At 65.3% G+C, this 16660-nt stretch carries 17 protein-coding genes; 10 read left to right on the top strand and 7 right to left on the bottom strand.

All coding sequences use genetic code 11. From position 1 onward, the window contains the following. The first annotated feature begins 245 nt into the window (after positions 1-245). Positions 246-1265, top strand: coding sequence for an LLM class flavin-dependent oxidoreductase (locus ABGN05_RS03670; RefSeq protein ID WP_367952628.1), 1020 nt, complete (start codon positions 246-248; stop codon positions 1263-1265). Between the two features lie 48 nt (positions 1266-1313). Here the strand turns inward: ABGN05_RS03670 and ABGN05_RS03665 are convergent, their stop codons facing one another. Next, complete coding sequence (locus ABGN05_RS03665; RefSeq protein WP_367952627.1) at positions 1314-2144, bottom strand: DUF1206 domain-containing protein; 831 nt, start codon at positions 2142-2144, stop codon at positions 1314-1316. 133 nt (positions 2145-2277) lie between these two features. Here ABGN05_RS03665 and ABGN05_RS03660 point away from each other — a divergent pair, with 133 nt between their 5' ends. Both ABGN05_RS03660 and ABGN05_RS03655 read left to right on the top strand, forming a co-directional pair. Next, complete coding sequence (locus ABGN05_RS03660) at positions 2278-2889, top strand: DUF922 domain-containing Zn-dependent protease (protein WP_367952626.1); 612 nt, start codon at positions 2278-2280, stop codon at positions 2887-2889. Positions 2890-2965: 76 nt separating this feature from the next. Next, on the top strand, positions 2966-3877 hold the full coding sequence (locus ABGN05_RS03655) for a CHAD domain-containing protein (protein ID WP_367952625.1): 912 nt from the start codon (positions 2966-2968) through the stop codon (positions 3875-3877). A 111-nt stretch (positions 3878-3988) separates the two neighbouring features. On the opposite strand, the gene ABGN05_RS03650 is transcribed toward ABGN05_RS03655, so the two are convergent. After that, positions 3989-4207: a hypothetical protein gene (locus tag ABGN05_RS03650; RefSeq protein ID WP_367952624.1), complete on the bottom strand. Its 219-nt coding sequence runs from the start codon at positions 4205-4207 to the stop codon at positions 3989-3991. A gap of 532 nt (positions 4208-4739) precedes the next feature. On the opposite strand from ABGN05_RS03650, the gene ABGN05_RS03645 reads away from it, so the two are divergent. The 3 genes from ABGN05_RS03645 to ABGN05_RS03635 all read left to right on the top strand — a co-directional run bounded on the left by ABGN05_RS03645 (position 4740) and on the right by ABGN05_RS03635 (position 6155). Next, entirely contained in the window at positions 4740-4952 is a 213-nt protein-coding gene (locus ABGN05_RS03645) for a cold-shock protein (protein WP_367952623.1), read from the top strand. Positions 4953-5336: 384 nt separating this feature from the next. Next, positions 5337-5552 carry a cold-shock protein gene (locus tag ABGN05_RS03640; RefSeq protein ID WP_367952622.1) on the top strand — a complete coding sequence of 72 codons (216 nt, stop codon included), beginning with the start codon at positions 5337-5339 and terminating at the stop codon, positions 5550-5552. Between the two features lie 177 nt (positions 5553-5729). After that, positions 5730-6155 (top strand): BA14K family protein, encoded by a 426-nt coding sequence (locus ABGN05_RS03635; RefSeq protein ID WP_367952621.1) that lies wholly within the window; start codon positions 5730-5732, stop codon positions 6153-6155. An 80-nt stretch (positions 6156-6235) separates the two neighbouring features. Here ABGN05_RS03635 and ABGN05_RS03630 read toward each other — a convergent pair whose 3' ends face one another. Together ABGN05_RS03630 and ABGN05_RS03625 are read right to left on the bottom strand one after the other, a co-directional pair. Next, positions 6236-6877, bottom strand: a complete 642-nt coding sequence (locus tag ABGN05_RS03630) for an MBL fold metallo-hydrolase (protein ID WP_367952620.1) — start codon at positions 6875-6877, stop codon at positions 6236-6238. A 135-nt stretch (positions 6878-7012) separates the two neighbouring features. Then, positions 7013-7906: a branched-chain amino acid aminotransferase gene (locus ABGN05_RS03625; protein WP_367952619.1), complete on the bottom strand. Its 894-nt coding sequence runs from the start codon at positions 7904-7906 to the stop codon at positions 7013-7015. A 242-nt stretch (positions 7907-8148) separates the two neighbouring features. Here ABGN05_RS03625 and ABGN05_RS03620 point away from each other — a divergent pair, with 242 nt between their 5' ends. The 3 genes from ABGN05_RS03620 (at position 8149) to ABGN05_RS03610 (ending at position 10864) form a co-directional block, all read left to right on the top strand. Further along, the gene (locus ABGN05_RS03620) at positions 8149-8691 is read left to right on the top strand and encodes a MarR family winged helix-turn-helix transcriptional regulator (protein WP_367952618.1); all 543 of its coding nucleotides are present in this window, start codon (positions 8149-8151) and stop codon (positions 8689-8691) included. Continuing rightward, positions 8684-9388 (top strand): response regulator, encoded by a 705-nt coding sequence (locus ABGN05_RS03615; protein WP_367952617.1) that lies wholly within the window; start codon positions 8684-8686, stop codon positions 9386-9388. The genes ABGN05_RS03620 and ABGN05_RS03615 overlap by 8 nt, the downstream gene beginning before the upstream one ends. A gap of 177 nt (positions 9389-9565) precedes the next feature. Continuing rightward, positions 9566-10864 (top strand): ATP-binding protein, encoded by a 1299-nt coding sequence (locus ABGN05_RS03610; protein WP_367953139.1) that lies wholly within the window; start codon positions 9566-9568, stop codon positions 10862-10864. 472 nt (positions 10865-11336) lie between these two features. Here ABGN05_RS03610 and ABGN05_RS03605 read toward each other — a convergent pair whose 3' ends face one another. Genes ABGN05_RS03605 through ABGN05_RS03595 form a run of 3 tightly spaced genes read right to left on the bottom strand, consistent with a single transcriptional unit; the run spans position 11337 to position 16068 of the window. After that, positions 11337-12464: an osmoprotectant NAGGN system M42 family peptidase gene (locus tag ABGN05_RS03605; RefSeq protein WP_367952616.1), complete on the bottom strand. Its 1128-nt coding sequence runs from the start codon at positions 12462-12464 to the stop codon at positions 11337-11339. After that, positions 12461-14290 (bottom strand): N-acetylglutaminylglutamine synthetase, encoded by a 1830-nt coding sequence (gene ngg / locus ABGN05_RS03600; RefSeq protein ID WP_367952615.1) that lies wholly within the window; start codon positions 14288-14290, stop codon positions 12461-12463. The genes ABGN05_RS03605 and ngg overlap by 4 nt, the downstream gene beginning before the upstream one ends. 2 nt (positions 14291-14292) lie before the next feature. Then, positions 14293-16068 carry an N-acetylglutaminylglutamine amidotransferase gene (locus ABGN05_RS03595; RefSeq protein ID WP_367953138.1) on the bottom strand — a complete coding sequence of 592 codons (1776 nt, stop codon included), beginning with the start codon at positions 16066-16068 and terminating at the stop codon, positions 14293-14295. Between the two features lie 99 nt (positions 16069-16167). Here ABGN05_RS03595 and ABGN05_RS03590 point away from each other — a divergent pair, with 99 nt between their 5' ends. Then, a complete protein-coding gene (locus ABGN05_RS03590; RefSeq protein ID WP_367952614.1) occupies positions 16168-16650 on the top strand; it encodes a MarR family winged helix-turn-helix transcriptional regulator in 483 nt (160 codons plus the stop codon). Positions 16651-16660 lie beyond the last annotated feature (10 nt).

The following is a 16660-nucleotide window of genomic DNA, read 5'->3' as shown; positions in this document are numbered from 1 at the left end:
AAGGCTGCGCTTTATCCGCGATCTCGCTGTCCTATTCATTCCAACGGCACCAAGCCGCACGCATCCTCTACATTGAAACATTCGACGGGACGGCCGGGACGATGATTTCGGGCAACCACTCGCATCTACATCGCATCCACGGGAGTGCGCCAGCGGCGTGCGCACAGTCTGTCAATGCCGCGCGAATGGCATTCCCGCCGCGTCGCACGTAAGTATGCGGCTGAGTCCACTTCCAGGCATCTCCCATGAAGAAAATCGGCTTCCTCTCGTTCGGCCACTGGTCGCCCTCCCCTCAGTCGGGCACCCGCTCCGCCGCCGACGCGCTGCTCCAGACGATCGACCTGGCCGTGGCTGCCGAAGAACTCGGCGCCGACGGCGCCTATGTCCGCGTCCATCATTTCGCGCGCCAGCTCGCCTCGCCCTTCCCGCTGCTCGCCGCAATGGGCGCCCGCACGAAGCGTATCGAACTCGGCACGGCCGTCATCGACATGCGCTACGAGAACCCGCTCTACATGGTCGAGGACGCCGGCTCGGCCGACCTCATCTCGGGCGGTCGCTTGCAGCTCGGCATCAGCCGCGGCTCGCCCGAGCAGGTGATCGATGGCTGGCGCTACTTCGGCTACCAGCCGGCCGAGGGCGAAAGCGACGCCGACATGGCGCGCCGTCATACCGAGGTCTTCCTCGACATGCTCCTCGGCAAGGGCTTCGCCCAGCCGAACCCCCGGCCGATGTTCCACAACCCGCCTGGTCTGCTGCGGCTCGAACCGCTCTCGGAGAGCCTGCGCGACCGCATCTGGTGGGGCGCGGCCAGCGACGCCACCGCGCGATGGGCCGGCACGCTCGGCATGAACCTGCAGTCCTCGACGCTGAAGTTCGACGAGAGCGGCAAGCCGTTCCACGTCCAGCAGGCCGAACAGATCCGCGCCTATCGCGCCGCCTGGAAGGAGGCGGGCCATACACGCACGCCTCGCGTCTCCGTCAGCCGTTCGATCTTCGCGCTGGTGAACGACATGGACCGCGCCTATTTCGGCAACAACGATTCCAACGACCAGTTCGGCTACATCGAGCCGCAGAAGCGGGCGGTGTTCGGTCGCGGCTATGCCGCCGAGCCGGACGTCCTGATCGATGAACTGAAGGCTGACGAAGCGATAGCCGAGGCCGACACGCTGCTCCTCACCGTTCCGAACCAGCTCGGCGTCGACTATAACGCCCATGTCATCGAGGCTATCCTCAAAGACGTCGCCCCTGGCCTCGGATGGCGCTGACCTTCCGCCGGGGATGGCGAATCGAGGGCGCCGCGGACGAGGAGGGCCTTATCCCGCCTCTTCGACGTTGATCCGCCGGTACGCCGCCTCCAGGAACGAATATGCGGCGAAGGCGATGAGCCCCAGCCCCGTGGCTGCCAGCAGCCAGGCGCCACCGGGGAGGCTCTGGATGTATTGCAGGGCTTCCTGCGAGCCGGGCGTCTCGTTGTCGCTGTTGCCGCGCCACGCCGACAGGCCGAGCATGAAACCGGCGACGCCGAAGACCGTGCCGCGGGCGATCAGGCCGGTCTTGGCGATCGGGTGGATGATGCGCATCCTGTCCGGGCCCGCGGCGAAATGGGGGGCGTAGCGCTCCTTCACGGCCTTATAGAAATGGGCGAATGCGACGCCGATCAGCACGGTACCGATGATGGTAGCGGCCCAGCGCGAGCCGACGAAGCCGGCGAGCGTCTGGGCGAAATCGCCTCCACCGCCCCCCGACGAGCCTGCGCCGCGCGCTGCCGAGAAAGTATAGAGGGCAAGCGCGCCGTAGGTGAAGGCAGCCGCCACGAGACCGCCGCGCACGGCGAGGCCCTTTGCCCCGGTGCCGTGGTCGTCGGTGTCGAAGATGCCCTGGATCAGCCGCCACAGTGCGTAGGAAACGAGGCCGAGGGTGAGCACCCAAGTGAGCACGCTTCCGGCTGTGGTGCCCATCAGGGTCTGGAGCGCGCCTTCCGATCCCATGGTCCGGCCGGAGCCGACAGCAGCGAGCGCGGCGAAGAAGCCGATGACGAGGTAGATCAGCCCGCGGGCGGCATAGCCGAGGCGGGCGAGCGGACGGAACCAGTCCTTCGCTGTGGAAACGGCGGAAGCGGACGTTGCGCTGGACGTGACTGGCATAGCGGATCCCCTGATCCGGAACAATGCGCCGGCGAAGGAGCGGTTCCACTCGGTGGGCGCGCGTGCGCCGCGCCTGCTTCCGCCGGCCGGTCCATGCCGCTATGGTCCCCTCGTCCCTTTCCGGAGTTTGCCCGTGCCGCACGCCCTTGCCGCTCTTGCCCTGCCGCTGCTCCTCCTCCTGGCCTTCGGCGTCTCGCTGGCCGCGGCTGCCGAGTGGCAGGCGGTGGAGCAGGAGAAGACCTATGCGATTTCCGGCACGACCGGGCCGGCGCTCTATGCCTCGATCGGCGAGCGGGGACCCGTCGTCGGCGGCGGCCGGCGCACCATCGCCTACACCACCTTCGACCTGAAATGGTCGCGCGACTACCGGCCGCAGCCGGACGGCTCCTGCACGCTGGTTTCGGCCAAGCCCTGGCTGACGATCATCTACAACCTGCCGAAACCTTCGCAGAAACTGCCGGAGCCGGTGGCAACGAACTGGAAGACCTTCATCGACGGCATGCGCCGGCACGAAAAGGTGCACGGCGAGCACATGAAGGAGATGGTGGACCGGATCATCGCCACGACGGTCGGCGTGAACGTCGCCGACGATCCGAAGTGCCAGAAGGTCAGGCAGGCGATCCAGAAGCCGCTGTCGGAGGCCTCGCAGGAACAGCGCGCCAGGAGCAGCGAGTTCGATCGCGCCGAGATGAGCCAGGGCGCCAACGTGCATGGGCTGATCCTCGGGCTGGTGAACGGCGGCTGACCGCCGCCCCGCACGTTCCGTGCGGAACCTGCCCGCCGCTACGCCGTTCGCCCGCAGGGTGTGAGCGAGTGGAACCATGGCCTATCAGTTCAAGCAAGGCGACAAGACGGTGCAGCAAGGCGTGCGGCGCATCGCTCGCAGGGAACTCGAAAAGGCGGTGGAGGCCATCGACGATGCACCGGACGTGTCCAGGATCATCCACCTGCTGCACAAGCGCTGCAAGAAGCTGCGCGGCCTGATCCGGCTCGTTCGGCCGGGCTTCTCCGGCTATGCCGAGGAGAACGCCGCCTTCCGCGAAGCCGCCCGGACGCTGTCGGACATCCGCGATGCCGATGTGATGACGAAGGCCTACGATACGCTGATGGAGGCGAACAGGGGCGAGGTAGACCGCTCTGCGATGGCGCCGGTCCGCCGAGCCCTGACCATCCGCCTCAAGGATGCGCGGGATGCGGACGCGCTGGCCGGTCGTCTCGATCTCTTCCGCCAGAACATGATTGCCGCGCAACAGCGGGCGCGGGACTGGTTGATCGAGGACAAGGAGTTCGAGGCGCTGGGACCTGGGCTGGCGAAGACCTTCGGCCGGGCACGAAACGCGATGGTAGAGGCGCGGGAAGACCGCACACCGGAAAAGATGCACGAATGGCGCAAGCGGGTAAAGTATCACGGTTACCATGCCCGCCTGCTGGAGCCGGCCTTTCGCGAGGCGATGGCGGCGCACGGGAAGGCGACCAGGCGCCTGGGGAGCCTGCTTGGAGATCACCACGATCTCGCGGTGTTCGTCGATACACTGGAGACCTTTGAGGTCGGCGACGGCGAGAGGCGCAAGGTCCTCCTGCGCCTCGCACGGCAGCGCCAGTCGATCATCGAAACGGAAGCGTTTCCTCTGGGCGAACGCTTGTTCGCGGAGGGCGCCGACGAACTTGCCGCGCGCTGGGCGCGCTGGTGGAGCATCTGGCGCGGTGAAGAACGATTTGCCGTTGCGGCGTGAGCGATTCCGGAAGGCCGGAAGCCTGTTGCGTATAACGCGCAACGCTATCCTCTGCTTCGAAGCTGCATCCGAAGCAGTTGGCTCAGTCGAGAAAGACCTCCGTCCGACCGGTCAGGTCTCCAGGCCGGCGCTCACCAGGTTGAGCGGGTGGCGCGTGCCGCGGCGCCAGGCGGACATGATGCGCCGTTCGACGGCATCGCGGCGGCTGCCTTCCTGCGCGGCAATGCCCAGTTCGTCGCAAACGGCGTCGACGAACGGACGAATGGCCTCCTTGTGCTTGCGCGGAGCGCTTCTCGTCGGCGGGCTTGTGCCTTCATAAGTAATCATCATCCTCGGGCCTCCTCACGTGGCGGTTGACGTGCCGTTCCGGCATCTGAACCCCGCCATCCATTAAATGTGCGCTTCCGTCGCGGAAAGTACACCACTCTCTCTATCACGGTTGAAAGCGCCGCGTAATAGAGCGCGATTCCGGGATCCGGACACGGGCACGGGCGGCCGCTGCTCTCGCGGAACGACAGGCCGGCGCGACCGTTCCGGGCCTCGCAAACGTCCCCTTCCGCCGCAATGCAGCATCGCAGTGTCGCCTACCATGACTACCCTTACGGCAGCAGCGATAAGACACTGTAATCTCAAAGAACTTTTTGAGACGCAATTCGATTTGCGGCAACAGCGTCTTGCCATCGGCCGGTTTTCGTGCAAGCTTCCTCTCGTTCGGGTTCGGCAGACCCGGAGACTGGAACGTTAGAGGACGACCCTTTCCCCGAAAGTTTGAACGCTCGATCCAACCGCTGACCCGGAACAGGTTCCGTGGCCAAGCCTCGGTTCCGTTCCAATACACATGAACGGGAAAAGGAGTTTCCCAATGGCCCAGACGGGCACTGTCAAGTTCTTCAACAACGAAAAGGGCTTCGGCTTCATCAAGCCAGACGGCGGAGCCAAGGACGTTTTCGTGCACATTTCAGCCGTCCAGGCCTCGGGAATGGCGGAACTCTCGGAAGGCCAGAAGGTCATCTTCGATACCGAACCGGATCGCATGGGCAAGGGTCCCAAGGCTGTGAACCTTCGTCCGGGCTGACCGGCCGCATTCCGCGCTGCGGCGCGGACTCTCCCCTGTTGCGGGCCTGAAGGCGCAGGTTCTCCTGCCCGCGTCTTCGGCTATGAGTAGTGCATGCGCCTGTCACGCCGCTTCGCGGGTGACCGTCATGCTGCGCTTGCGAAAAAACTTCTTGCCCCTGCTCAAGAAATAAATCAAAAATTAACCGTTCGGGCATTTGCCGGCCCGGAGACTGGAATGGCATGCCCCGGCATCGTTCCGCGTTTGGCCGGGTGGATCGCGAAGGAGAGGGCTTGCGGCAAGGCCCCGGCGCGCGTCCGACTGTTTCTTCTCCCCCAGTGAACGGCTTATGACCGTATGGTGCTTGTCGCACCACGAGCAACCTGACGGGAGAAGGAGCTCCTCATGGGTCAGATGACTGGAACTGTCAAATTCTTCAACCACTCGAAGGGCTTCGGCTTCATCACGCCGGACGGCGGGGCAAGCGACGTCTTCGTCCATATCTCGGCGGTGCAAGCCTCCGGACTGCCGGGCCTCGAGGACGGACAGAAAGTGTCGTTCGACACCGAGCCGGACAAGCGCGGCAAGGGACCGAAGGCCGTCAACATCACCGTCGGCTGAACTCCCCCTCTCCCGCGCTCCGATCCTTCCGGCGAAACGGCCGGATGGAGCGTTCACGGCTGTGCGGTCTCGCCCGGTCGGCGCGTCCCGCGTTCAGGCTGCATTCAGCCGCGCGCGGCTAATCCTTCGCGTACAGCCGGCCCGATACACGGCCGGATCAGCCGAAGGAAGCAGTCGATGAACCGCATCATCAAATCAGCAGTGCTGTCGGTCGCCGTGGGCGCGGCGTCGCTCGTGCCGACCCTGGACGCAAGCGCCGGCGAGCGCTGGCGCGAGCACCGCCCGAAGTATCATTCCTCCCACAACCGTCACGACCAGCGAGGCGACATGCTCGCGGCCGGCATTCTCGGCCTTGCCGTGGGTGCGATCGCCGCAGGCGCCATCGCCAACCAGGGGAACGCGTTTCCCGACAATGCTTCCAGCGGCTACTTCCCGCCCGCTCCCGACGACTATGGCGATGAGCGCTATTCCTACTCGGCCGGCCTCGAACCGTGGTCGCCCGAATGGTACCGCTACTGCTCGCAGCGGTACCGGTCGTTCGACGCAGAGACCGGCACGTTCAGGGGATATGACGGACAGGACCATTTCTGCGTCGCGAACTGACGCCTGAGGAGCCTCGTCCCCGCGGTCGCGCCGTCCGGCGCGACTGCCGACCGTGCCGGAGTTCTTTGGCCCGCAGACGGTCAGCGCAGGAACGGGTTGGTGCGCCGCTCGTCGCCGATGCGGCCGCCGGGTCCGTGCCCGCAGATGAAGCCCACCTCGTCGCCGAGCGGGAAGAGCTTCTCCTTTATGGAGCGAATGAGCTGGTCGTGGTTACCGCCCGGCAGGTCGGTGCGGCCGATCGAACCGTTGAAGAGCACGTCCCCGACATGGGCGAAGTTCGCTTCGCGGTCGAAGAAGACGACGTGTCCCGGCGCATGGCCCGGGCAGTGCAGCACCTCAAAGGTGTGATCGCCCACGGAAACCGCCTCCCCCTCCTTCAGGAACCTGTCGGGCGTGCAGTTGCGGACGACCCCGGGCATTCCGAACATGCGCGCCTGGTTCTCGAGATTGAGCAGCATCTGCCGGTCGTCCTCGTGCGGGCCGACGATGTCGACGCCCAGCGCCTCCTTTAGGTCCATGGCTCCACCGGCATGGTCGAGATGGCCGTGGGTGAGCCAGATCTCCTTGACCTTCAGCCCGTTCTGCTCGATCGCGGCGAGGATGCGGTCGACATCGCCGCCGGGATCGACCACGACGGCTTCCTTCGTCTCCTCGTCCAGGAGGATGGTGCAGTTCTGCTGGAACGGTGTGACCGGGATGACGCCGGCGTTCAGTTTTCCCATTGGCTTTCCTCGATTTCTGCAGGCCAGACATAGGGACCATGGCCGGGTGCGTCCACCTCACTTTCGGCCAGACGAAAAGGGCGGCCCGAAGGCCGCCCAGATGTCTACCGTTCCCGGAGAAGTCCCGGCTGGGTCCTACTCCGCGGCCATCGCATGGCGCGGCTGGACCTCGGCGGAATAGTCTTCCATCAGGTTCTTGGCGATCTCGCCGACGGTGAAGCGATACGGCCCGACCTCGGAGACCGGCGTCACCTCTGCCGCGGTTCCCGTCAGGAAGCATTGCTCGAAGCCTTCCATCTCCTCCGGCATGATCACGCGCTCCACGACCTCGTAGCCGCGGCGCTTGGCGAGGTCGATGACCGTGCGACGGGTGATCCCGTCGAGGAAGCAATCGGGTTTCGGCGTATGGATCACGCCGTCCTTGACGAAGAACACGTTGGCGCCGGTTGCTTCGGCCACCTGCCCGCGCCAGTCGAGCATCAGCGCGTCGGCATAACCCTTGGATTCGGCCGCATGCTTGGACAGCGTGCAGATCATGTAGAGGCCGGCGGCCTTGGATTTCGAGGGCGCGGTGCGCGGATCGGGGCGGCGGTACTCGGCCATGTCGAGCCGGATGCCCTTCAGCTTCTGCGCGGGGTCGAAGTAGCTCGGCCACTGCCAGATGGCGATGGCGCAGTTGATGCGGTTGTTCTGGGCCGAAACGCCCATCATCTCGGATCCCCGCCAGGCGATCGGCCGGACATAGGCGTCGGCAAGGCCCTGCTTCTTCAGAAGCGTCCGGCAGGCATCGTCGATCTCGGCGACGGAAAAGGGTATCTTGAAGCCGAGGATCCGCGCGGATTCATGCAGGCGCTCGGTATGTTCGGTCAGCTTGAAGATCTCGCCACCATAGGCGCGCTCGCCCTCGAAGACGGCGCTGGCATAGTGAAGCCCGTGGGTCAGTACGTGAATCTTCGCATCCGCCCATTTAACGAATTCGCCGTTCATCCATATGAAGCCGTCAAGCTGATCGAAAGGAACGGATGCCATGCTGTCCTCCCGCGGAAATCGCGTTCCGCATATCGTTGGATTTGATTTTTCGTTCCGCTGCCCCAAGGCGGCCGGAGCGCATTCTGGGCCCATCATCAGCAAAAAGCAAAGGAAGGATACGACCCGAAAGACGCTCCGGACTTGCCTTTTCGGTCTCGATCTGACGAAAAGCTTGAGGAAAATTACCAGCCGGACCGAGATATGTCAACAAGGCTGACCCATTTTGCGGAGAGCGTCGCGCGATGAACAGGCACGAAGCGGCCGGCGAGCAGCCGATCCGGACGGCATTCGCTGTCGGGGACGACCTGGAGCTGGATCTGATCGAACTGCTCTTCTTCGCCTATCGCGACTTCACCTCCGACCCGGACCAGATCCTCTCGGTCGACGGATTCGGGCGCGCGCATCACCGCGTCCTGCACTTCGTCAACCGCATGCCCGGCCTAACGGTTGCCGAACTGCTGGATGTGCTGAAGATCACGAAACAGAGCCTCGCACGGGTCCTGAAGCAGTTAATCGACACAGGACACATCGTACAGGTACAGGGGCCGAAGGACAGGCGGCAGAGGGAACTCTATCCCACGGCAAAAGGCCGCGAACTCGCCTTCGCCCTTGCATTGCCACAGTCCCGTCGCATCCGTGCAGCGTTGCGAGAGACCGGAGAGGACCGGCGGGAAGTGATCGGACGCTTTCTCAAGGCGATGGTCGATCCGGAACTGCGGGCGCAGATCGACCGCCTGCCGGATTCGCGCTCGTCCGAACGCGATGGAGAACCGAGCGATGACTGACGAACCGACGGTCCCCGGAGACGACGCGCCCCATCTGCTCGTCGTCGACGACGACACCCGCATACGCACGCTCCTCAAGCAGTTCCTCACCACCAACGGCTTTCGCGTCACCGTCGCCTCAACTGCGGCCGAAGCGCGGCGGCAGCTCGCGGGACTGGATTTCGATCTGATCGTGCTCGACGTGATGATGCCCGGCGAGACCGGCGTCGAGCTGACCAAGTCGCTGCGCCCGGAAAAGAACGTGCCGATCCTGATGCTCACCGCGCTGTCAGAGACGGACAACCGCATCGACGGGCTGGAGGCAGGCGCGGACGACTATCTGCCGAAGCCCTTCGACCCGCGCGAACTGATCCTGCGCATCAACAACATCCTGCGACGCGGCGGGCCGCCGCAGACGCCGAAGGTCGAACAGCTGGTCTTCGGCCCCTACACCTTCCAGATCGCGCGCCGCGAACTGAAGAACGGCGGCGAACCGATCAGGCTCACCGACCGCGAGCAGGAGATCCTCGCCATATTCGCGGAAAGACCCGGCGAGACGATCCCGCGACATGAACTCGTCAGCGGCGACGCGGAGGTCGGCGAACGCACGATCGACGTCCAGATCAACCGACTGCGGCGCAAGATCGAGCGCGATCCGGGCAACCCGGTGTGGCTGCAGACCGTACGTGGTGTTGGATACAGGCTGAGCGTGGAATAGACTGTCCGCCGACAGACCCCCGCCGCGAGTGCGACGGCAGGCGGGCTGCGGCGGAACGGGCGGATGGCAAGCACCGAAACCACAACAATCGAGAGGCGGGCGGAAGGATGGCTGCCGCGCGCGCTAGGACCGGCGCGCTTCGTGTGGCGGCGGTTCTGGCATCGCGTCTCCCGCCACATGCCGAAGCGGCTCTATGCGCGCTCGCTGATCATCGTCATCGCGCCGATGATCCTCCTGCAGTCGGTGGTCGCATTCGTGTTCATGGAACGGCACTGGCAGACGGTCACGCAGCGGCTCTCCATGGCGGTGACCCGCGATATCGCCGCCATCATCGACATGATCGAGACCTACCCCGAGGCGGAGGACGGCTATCCGGACGTGCTGCGGATCGCGCAGGAGAGGCTGGGGCTGAAGGTCGACATCATGCCGCCGGACCCGCTGCCGGCGCCCGGCCCGAAGCCGTTCTTCTCGATCCTGGACGAGGTGCTCAGCGAAGAGATCACGCGCCAGATCAACCGGCCGTTCTGGCTCGACACGGTCGGAAACTCCAACATCGTCGAAATCCGCATCCAGCTCGAGGATGCGGTGCTGCGCGTCTTTGCCCGGCGCAGCCAGGCCTATGCGTCGAACACGCACATCTTTCTGCTCTGGATGGTGGGCACCTCGCTCGTGCTGATCACGATCGCCGTGCTCTTCCTGCGCAACCAGATCCGGCCGATCCAGCAGCTCGCGGCCGCCGCCGAGAGTTTCGGCAAGGGCCGTCCGCCGCCGCCCGATTTTCGCCCGCGCGGCGCCGAGGAAGTCCGGCGCGCCGGCGCGGCTTTCATCCTGATGCGCGAACGCATCGAGCGCCAGATCGAGCAGCGCACGGCGATGCTGACCGGCGTGAGCCACGACCTGCGGACGATCCTCACACGCTTCAAGCTGCAGCTGGCGATCGCGGGGCCGCGACCGGAGACCGAGGCGCTCAACAAGGACATCGAGGACATGCAGTCGATGCTGGAGGGTTATCTGGCCTTCGCCCGCGGCGAGGCGGCGGAGGACACCGGCCAGCTCAACATCGGCACGCTTTTCGAGAGCCTCACGCATGAAGCGAGGTTGCGCAAGCGCAACCTGACGACCGAGATATCCGGTCCGCCGGAACTTCTGGTGCGGCCCGCCGCCTTCTCGCGCCTGATGGCCAACCTCGTCGGCAACGCCTTCCGCTACGCCAGGAACGTACGGGTCTCGGCCATCCATACCCGCGGCTCCTTCACGGTCGTCGTGGACGACGACGGCCCCGGGATCCCCCCGGAGAAGCGCGAGCACGTCTTCAAGCCCTTCGTGCGGCTCGACAACGCCCGCAACCAGGATGCAAGCGGCACCGGCCTCGGCCTCTCAATCGCCCGCGACATCGCGCGCAGCCATGGCGGCGACATCATGCTCGACGACAGCCCCATGGGCGGCCTGCGCGCGACGGTGAAACTGCCGGCCTAGGCCGGCCCGCCTTCATTTTCGCCAAATGACGCCCCTCACCGTCTCGCTTCGCGAACCGTTGCATCGTGCGTGGTTCGACAGGCTCACCATGAGGGAGATCTGTGGGCCGCTCATTATGACGGAGATCTGTGGACCGCTCATTATGACGGAGATCTGTGGACCGCTCACCATGAGGGAGGTCTATGGACCGCGCACAATGAGGAGCTTTTGGGGCGCGATGCTGCTCGTGGAGCGGGTTCCACAGACCTCCCTCATGGTGAGCCTGTCGAACCACGCACGATGAAGGGTATGCGAAGCGAGACGATGAGGAAGGTGCTTGGCCGCAACATCGAGGTACAGGAAGAGATGCGTGGATGCGATAGCCTGACCGCCATCGCCGAACCGGCGACCGTGCCGCTGATATCGACGGCCTACTTCAAGCCGCCGGTGTTGCGCGGGCTCGTAGACACGGACGAGGAAATTTGCGCCCTCCTCACTCTCCGTCGTGCGAGGCGGAGGGCTGCTTGGTGAAACCCTTCATGGTGGAGATCTCCTCCAGGTCGCGCTTGATCTCGACCGGGCTCGTCACATAGGCGGTGACGAGTTCCGCGATCGACTTCAGCGCGTGGATGTGGATGCGCTCGTAGCCGTGCGAGGCATCGACGCCGAAGGCGACCAGCGCCGTGCGCACGTCGTGGCCGGCCTCCACCGCCGAGGCGGAATCGGAGCGGTAAAAGCGGAAGATGTCGCGCTGCATCGGGATTTCGTTGTCCCGGCAGAGATCGATCAGTTTCTTCGTCAGGTGGTAGTCGAACGGGCCGGTCTGGTCGGCCATGGCGATCGTGACCCCGAACTCCGACGAATTCTGGCCCGGCGCGGAGGTGCCATTGTCGATCGCCACCATCGACGCCACTTCGGGCGAGACGATCGCGGTCGCGCCGACGCCGACTTCCTCAGCGATGGAGAACAGCCAGTGGATGTCCACGGGGGTCCTGACCTTTTCCCGCTCCATGGCCTCCAGCGCAGCCAGCGACGCGGCGACGCCGGCCTTGTCGTCGAGATGGCGCGAGACGATGAAGCCGTTGTCCATGAATTCCGTCTCGGGATCGATGGCGACGATGTCACCGATGTCGATGCCGAGCGCCAGCGTCTCCTCCTTCGAACCGGTACGGGCATCGATGCGCAGTTCGACCTGCCGCCAGTCGACCGGCTGCTCGTCGACGCCTTCGTTGAACGTGTGACCCGACGCTTTCAGCGGCAGGATGGAGCCGCGGTGCGTGGCGTCGTAGGAATAGATGTTGGCTCGCGCGCCTTCGGCGAAGCGGGACGACCAGTGGCCGATCGGCACGAGTTCGAGCCGGCCGTTGTCCTTGACCATCTTCACCTGTGCGCCGAGCGTGTCGAGATGGGTGATGATGGCGCGCGCGCCCGAGCGCCGGCTGCCCTGACGCACCGCGCGGATGGCACCGCGACGGGTCAATTCCACGCTCATGCCGAGCCGCTCAAGTTCGCGCGTGCAGTGGCGCACGATGGTGTCGGTGAAGCCCGTCGGACTGTCGATCGCCAGCAGCGCCTTCAATTGCGCGGCGAGATAGTCGGTATCGATCTCCAGTTTCGTCACGCCCGCGCCCCTTGCCGCCCGGAGGGCGAGCTGTGCGCGTGGATCGGCTTCGAGTGCGGAAAGAGCAGGTCCACGAAACGCTCGGCCGTCGGCTGCGGCTCGTGGTTGGCGAGTCCCGGCCGCTCGTTCGCCTCGATGAAGACGTAATCCGGCTCGGTGGGTTTCTTGACCATGAAGTCGATGCCGACGACCGGGATCTTGATGGCGCGCGCGGCGGCGCATGCCGCGTCCACCAGCCGCGGATGCACGATGCCGGTGACGTCGTGGATCGACCCGCCGGTGTGCAGGTTGGCGGTCTTGCGCACGACAATCTCGCGTCCGGCTTCCAGGACGGTTTCGAGCGTGCAGTCCTGCCCGGCGAGGCAGCGGATCGCATCCTCGTCCACCGGGATCGTGCTCTCGCCCCCAGTCGCCGCGGACCGCCGGCGCGACTGGCGCTCGATTAGACTGCGGATGTCGCTATCCCCGTCGCCCACCACGGAGGGCGGCCGACGCACGGCGGCAGCGACGAGGCGGTAGTCGATTACCACCAGGCGCAGGTCCTCGCCGTCGAAGCAGGCTTCCAGCAGGACGCGGTTCGAGACCTCGCGCGCGGCCGCAATGGCCTTGCGCGTATCCTCCAGCGTCTCAAGCCCCACCGAGACCCCCCGACCCTGCTCTCCCCGCGCAGGCTTGACGACGACCGTGCCATGGTCCTTCAGGAAACTCTCGACGGCCGGATCGTCGGCGGACTCCACCGAAATCTGGTCCGGCACCTTCAACCCCGCATGTTCGACCACGCGACGCGTGACCGCCTTGTCGTCGCAGATCGAGACGGCGACGCCGGAGGTCATTTCCGACAGGCTCTCGCGGCAGTGGACGGAGCGGCCGCCATAAGCGAGCCGGAAGAACCCGCCCTCGGCATCCGTGACCTCCACCTGCACGCCGCGCCGCCGCGCCTCGTCGACGATGATGCGGGCATAGGGGTTGAGCCGGTCGTAGCCTTCGATCGGCCCTGCGAAGAGACGCTCGTTGATCGGATTCTTGCGTTTCACCGCGAAGATCGGCACGCGGCGGAAGCCGAGCTTGTCGTAGAGCGCGATCGCCTGGTCGTTGTCGTGCATGACCGAAAGATCCATGAAGGCCGCCCCCCGCGCCTGGAAATGCTCGGCCAGACGCCGCACGAGCATTTCGCCGACGCCGGGATGGCGGCACTGCGGATCGACCGCAAGGCACCAGAGCGAGGAGCCGTGCTCGGGGTCGCCGAAGAGCCGCTGGTGATCGACGCCCGTAACGGTGCCGATCACGTCGCCGCTGGACTCGTCCTCGGCCACGAAATAGGTGATCGAACGGTTGTCGCGGTTGGCCCAGAAGAATTCAGGGCTGACCGTCACCATGTTGCGTGCCGAATAGATAACATTGACCGCCTCCGCGTCAGCCTCGGACGTCAGCCGCCGGATGAAGAAACTCTGCGGCTTGCGCCGGCTCGGCCGGTAGGTCGAGAGGTCGAGGCGATAGGTGTGCGAGGGGTCGAGAAACGTCTCCTGCGGGGCGAGCGCCAGAAGTACGTGCGGATCGCGCACGTAGAAGGCGATGTCGCGGCGCTTGTCGCCTTCGTCCGCCAGTGCCTCCACGATGCTCGGGTTGTCGGCATAGGTCTGCGAGAAGATCAGCCGTCCCCAGCCGCAGTCGAGCGCGACCGAACTTCGCGTCGGGCCCGGTTCGCCGGAGGGATGGCCGATCGGCGGCTTCTGCGATTCGTTGCGCAGGCGCTTCAGCCGGTGCCCCAGAGCACGCTCGGCGTTCCCGTTTTGGCGCCGGGCTTCCGCCATCTGTTTCTTCGCCATGACTAGACCCCGTGAGTCTGCAGCCAGAGTTCCAGTAGCCCGGCCTGCCAGAGCTCCGAGCCCTGGAGCGGCGTGATGTGCTCGGACGGAGCGGCGAACAGCTCGTCCAGCCATTCCTCGCGAAACAGGCCCCTCTCCCGCGCGGCCTGCGAGGTCAGCGCGTCGCGCACCATGTCGAGATACGGCCCGTCGACGTATTTGAGCTGCGGAACGGGAAAATAGCCCTTCTTGCGGTCGATCACCTCGGACGGGACGATCCGGCGCGCCACGTCCTTCAGCACCCCCTTGCCGCCGTCGCGGATCTTCTCCTCGGGCGGGATGCGGGCGGCGAGTTCGACCAGTTCGTGATCGAGGAAGGGCACGCGCGCCTCCAGCCCCCAGGCCATGGTCATGTTGTCGACGCGCTTCACGGGATCGTCGACCAGCATGACGGTCGAGTCGAGCCGCAGTGCCCGGTCGACCGGCGTGTCGGCGCCCGGACGCATCAACCGTTCGGCAACGAGATCGCGGCTGTAGTCCCCGCCGTTGATCCAGTCGGCGCTGAGCTGCCGCTTCAGCGTCGCATGGTCGCGGTCGAAGAAGACGCGTGAATAGTCGCCGACAACGTCGTTGGAATTCATCAGCGGCGGATACCAGTGATAGCCGGCGAAGATCTCGTCGGCCCCCTGCCCCGACTGCACGACCTTTATGTGCTTCGAGACCTCCTTGGAGAGCAGGTAGAAGCCGACATTGTCGTAGGAGACCATCGGCTCGGACATGGCCGCGAAAGTGCCGGGCAACGCATCCATCAACTGGTCGGAGGGCACGAAGATCTTGTGGTGGTCGGTGCCGAACCGCTCGGCGATCAGATCCGAATAGACGAACTCGTCGCCCTTCTCGCCATTGGCTTCCTCGAAGCCGACCGAGAAGCTCATCAGCCCGTGCTGCCCCGCTTCGGCGAGCAAACCGACGATCAGGGAGGAATCAACGCCGCCGGACAGGAGCACGCCCACCGGCACGTCGGCCACCATGCGCCGCTTCACCGCGACGCGAAGGGCATCGAGCACGCGGTCGGTCCACTCCTCGCGCGACACGCCATTGTCGGCCGGATCGCGCTGGTGCGGCGGATCCCAGTAGACACGCTCGCGCGTCGAGCCGTCGGGCTCGATGACGCGGATCGTGGCCGGCGGCAGCTTGCGGATGCCGTTGAGGATCGTACGCGGCGGCGGCACAACCGCGTGGAAGGTCATGTAATGGTGGAGCGCGGCGCGGTCGATCGAGGTGTCGACGTCCCCCGCCGCCAGGATCGCCGGCAGCGAGGAGGAGAAGCGGATGCGGCCCGGCGTCTCCGACAGATAGAGCGGCTTGATGCCGAAGCGGTCGCGCGCCATGACGATGCGGCCGGAATCGCGCTCCTGCAGGACGAAGGCGAACATACCGTGGAAGCGCTCCACGCACTCCTCGCCCCATTCGCGCCAGGCCTTGAGAATGACTTCCGTGTCGCCGGTGGAAAAGAAGGAATAGCCTTTGCCTTCAAGCTCCTGGCGCAGTTCGGGGTAGTTGTAGATGCAGCCGTTGAAGGCGATCGTCAGACCGAGGCCCGAATCGACCATCGGCTGCCGGGCGCGCTCGGAAAGGTCGATGATCTTGAGGCGCCGATGGCCGAAGCCGGCGTTGCCGTGCACGACCAGCCCGGCGCCGTCCGGCCCCCGCGGCGCCATGCTCTCGGTCATCCTGGAAATCGCAATCGGCGACGGCGCCTGGCCGTCGAGTCTTATCTCGCCACAAATTCCGCACATCGGCGCGCGCCAAGCCTCCGGTGTCAATGTCTCTTGTCTTCGTCGCGCAGTTCATTATAACTCTAATCATTAGAAGTCAAATTGATTGGCGACATTTCGATGGGTGATGCTTCGGCCAACGCGGCAGGCGCGAACGAGTTCCAGGAAGAGGTTCCCGCGGCCGACCTGCGGGTGATGATGAAGGCAGTGCGGCGGATCGTTCGCGCGAACGATCTGCAATCGAAGGCGCTGGCGCGTGCCAGCGGCCTGACCGCGCCGCAACTGGTCGTGCTGACGGGGGTAGCCGAACTCGGCGAGGTGACGACCAACGCGCTGTCCGACTATGCCGATCTCAGCCCGGCGACGGTAGTGATGATCCTCGAAAACCTCGAAGGCCGCGCCATCGTCGAACGCTACCGATCCAGCACGGACCGCAGGGTGGTCTATACCCGCCTGACGCCGAAAGGCCGCGAGATGGTGGCGGCCACGCCGGGTCTGTTCGGGCCGGAATTCTCCAGCCGTTTCGCCGCCCTGCCGCCGGAAAGGCGTCGCGCAGTCATGGAAGGGCTGACCGAGGCCGCCCGACTGATGGGGCGCGACTGAAAGTCGGCGC

Source organism: Aquibium pacificum (assembly GCF_040839445.1).
Taxonomy (GTDB): domain Bacteria; phylum Pseudomonadota; class Alphaproteobacteria; order Rhizobiales; family Rhizobiaceae; genus Aquibium; species Aquibium pacificus.
This window is presented reverse-complemented; position numbering and strand designations above follow the sequence as displayed.

Coding starts and splice junctions, on each gene's coding strand:
- ABGN05_RS03610 (WP_367953139.1), top strand. CDS start 9,566: ATGCCGAAGCGGCTCTATGCGCGCTCGCTGATCATCGTCATCGCGCCG.
- ABGN05_RS03625 (WP_367952619.1), bottom strand. CDS start 7,906: ATGGCATCCGTTCCTTTCGATCAGCTTGACGGCTTCATATGGATGAAC.
- ABGN05_RS03655 (WP_367952625.1), top strand. CDS start 2,966: ATGGCCTATCAGTTCAAGCAAGGCGACAAGACGGTGCAGCAAGGCGTG.
- ABGN05_RS03630 (WP_367952620.1), bottom strand. CDS start 6,877: ATGGGAAAACTGAACGCCGGCGTCATCCCGGTCACACCGTTCCAGCAG.
- ABGN05_RS03650 (WP_367952624.1), bottom strand. CDS start 4,207: ATGATGATTACTTATGAAGGCACAAGCCCGCCGACGAGAAGCGCTCCG.
- ABGN05_RS03645 (WP_367952623.1), top strand. CDS start 4,740: ATGGCCCAGACGGGCACTGTCAAGTTCTTCAACAACGAAAAGGGCTTC.
- ABGN05_RS03640 (WP_367952622.1), top strand. CDS start 5,337: ATGGGTCAGATGACTGGAACTGTCAAATTCTTCAACCACTCGAAGGGC.
- ABGN05_RS03670 (WP_367952628.1), top strand. CDS start 246: ATGAAGAAAATCGGCTTCCTCTCGTTCGGCCACTGGTCGCCCTCCCCT.
- ABGN05_RS03635 (WP_367952621.1), top strand. CDS start 5,730: ATGAACCGCATCATCAAATCAGCAGTGCTGTCGGTCGCCGTGGGCGCG.
- ngg (WP_367952615.1), bottom strand. CDS start 14,290: ATGGCGAAGAAACAGATGGCGGAAGCCCGGCGCCAAAACGGGAACGCC.
- ABGN05_RS03595 (WP_367953138.1), bottom strand. CDS start 16,068: ATGTGCGGAATTTGTGGCGAGATAAGACTCGACGGCCAGGCGCCGTCG.
- ABGN05_RS03665 (WP_367952627.1), bottom strand. CDS start 2,144: ATGCCAGTCACGTCCAGCGCAACGTCCGCTTCCGCCGTTTCCACAGCG.
- ABGN05_RS03590 (WP_367952614.1), top strand. CDS start 16,168: ATGGGTGATGCTTCGGCCAACGCGGCAGGCGCGAACGAGTTCCAGGAA.
- ABGN05_RS03620 (WP_367952618.1), top strand. CDS start 8,149: ATGAACAGGCACGAAGCGGCCGGCGAGCAGCCGATCCGGACGGCATTC.
- ABGN05_RS03615 (WP_367952617.1), top strand. CDS start 8,684: ATGACTGACGAACCGACGGTCCCCGGAGACGACGCGCCCCATCTGCTC.